Genomic DNA, 1,908 nt, shown 5'->3' with positions numbered 1-1,908 from the left:
AGCAGTTAGCCAAAGATAAAACACGATGGGACGAAAAGCATCACAATACCATTGACAAGACCGTGATGGTTCTGCAGGACGTTGTTAACAAGTGCCGGGCATCGTTAGCCGCCGACGTGCCGTCTATTGCAGAACTGCCAGCCATCAAGACTCCCCTGCCTGCACCGAGCTTCCCTGCACGAGTCAGTTCAAGAACCGGCCAAGGCGGTGATGCGAAAGTACAGCTGGCTGAATTCAGCCACGGTTTTGCCAAACTGACAGGCCAGAGCGTCAGTTATTTGAGTCAGGAACAGCTGAAGGCCGCACACCTGAGCGACCAACCGGTACAGGCAGTTGAACTCGAATCGGCCGTCTGTGAAGGCGGCAGTATTCTGTTTTCTCCTCCGAACCTGCCTGAAGCCCTGAGTTTTGAAAATCAACTGACCCTCACCTTTCCCGGACACAGTAAAGCGGTGGTTGAAGCATTGTTCAGGGAACTGGCAGAGTTGGGCATTGGTGGGGAGCGACCAGCTACCGCCGACCTGGAGGAGCAATGGCTGGACGCTCTGGCTGAATACCACGGCTGCCTTGGTGATATGAATCGTGCCGTGGCAGCGGATATCAATACGCCAGTAAACACCTGCAAAAAAGCGTTTCTTAAAGAATTGCTGAACTTCAATGACGAACAATTGCTCGATTGGGAAATCCATTGTCGTATTCGCGCAGGACGTCTGGTGTATTACCGCCCGGGGCTGCCCCATGGCATTGAGGACAACCCCGTCAGGCAGTTCTGCCCCGGGCACGAGTTAAACTTTTGTGCAGAGCGGCAACAGACCAGTGAACAGATTGTGATCAGCCTGAATAATGAAGCGGCTCTGAACTCCTTTGAACGACGAACTCAGATCGGGATAAAACCGCTTTGGCATATCACTGCCGAGGCTTCGGCACGCAGGATGAAATGCGACACCGAATATACATTTTCCCGAATCACGGAGGGGCTGGCGGATCATTCCAGGCATATAAATGATAGGGTCATGCACATGCGTTTGACTTCTGCAACACTGGGCCGTATGGATGCACAAATTTATAGAAACAACAGCCAATATACGGGGGATTACTTTGGTTTGGAGGCCTTCGCCCGTAATGAGAAAATCATTGCGCAGTCAACCGATGACTATCAAAGTGTGATTCAGCACGAGGAGTCACAGGAAACCCGTTTTTCCAAACCTTTATCTTTGCTTGACGAGTTGAACAAAATTGAGATCAGTTCTCCCGAAAAACAGCGGCGATTGCTCGGTACACTCAAGCAACGCTTCAGCCACTGGCCCGACGGGCGCCCGCTGGAACTGCTTTTTCAGCAGTCCTGTTCCCATGAGTCAACCCGTGAAGACAGCAAGGTTAACAAAGAAATCGAAGGACTCGTCAAGCACTGTGGTGAAGAGTGCAGAAAGTTGCTGTTTGAGCAAAACCCACATCTCTGGGAGGGCAAGCTGGATTCCCTGGATGGTCTTAAGCTGAACGGGTTGAAGCATAAATTTGAAGGGATTGATTTCAGCGGCTGTTCAATGAAGGGTACAGTACTGCAATCCGCTATATTTCGCAGATGTAAATTCAATACAGAGCTGTTAAACAGTGCTACTATCGAAAATAGCTTTTTCAGCGGATGTTATTTTGAAGGCAAGCGGCTTTCAACCTCGCTATTGGACAATGTCCGTTTTTTTCCTGAATATGATATAAAAGGCCTAGTGTATGAAAGTACACGGCGGCTTTCCCGAATCCTATATGAGTCGTGTGTTAATCAGAACAATGAGTTCAATCTGAAACGATGGCTGGAGGTGATGGGGAAAAGTGAGTGTCTAAGCGGTCGCTCAACACCGCTGGATGATTTAAGCCGGGATATTCTGTCCCAACATATTGAAGAAATTAAAA

Annotated in this window: 1 protein-coding gene; it reads left to right on the top strand. The window is 49.3% G+C overall.

The features are described from left to right. The coding region (locus KDK19_RS13290) for a pentapeptide repeat-containing protein (RefSeq protein WP_257292148.1) at positions 1–1,908 on the top strand (1,908 nt) is incomplete at both ends.

This window comes from Endozoicomonas sp. ONNA1 (assembly GCF_024606325.1).
GTDB lineage: Bacteria > Pseudomonadota > Gammaproteobacteria > Pseudomonadales > Endozoicomonadaceae > Endozoicomonas_A.
This window is presented reverse-complemented; position numbering and strand designations above follow the sequence as displayed.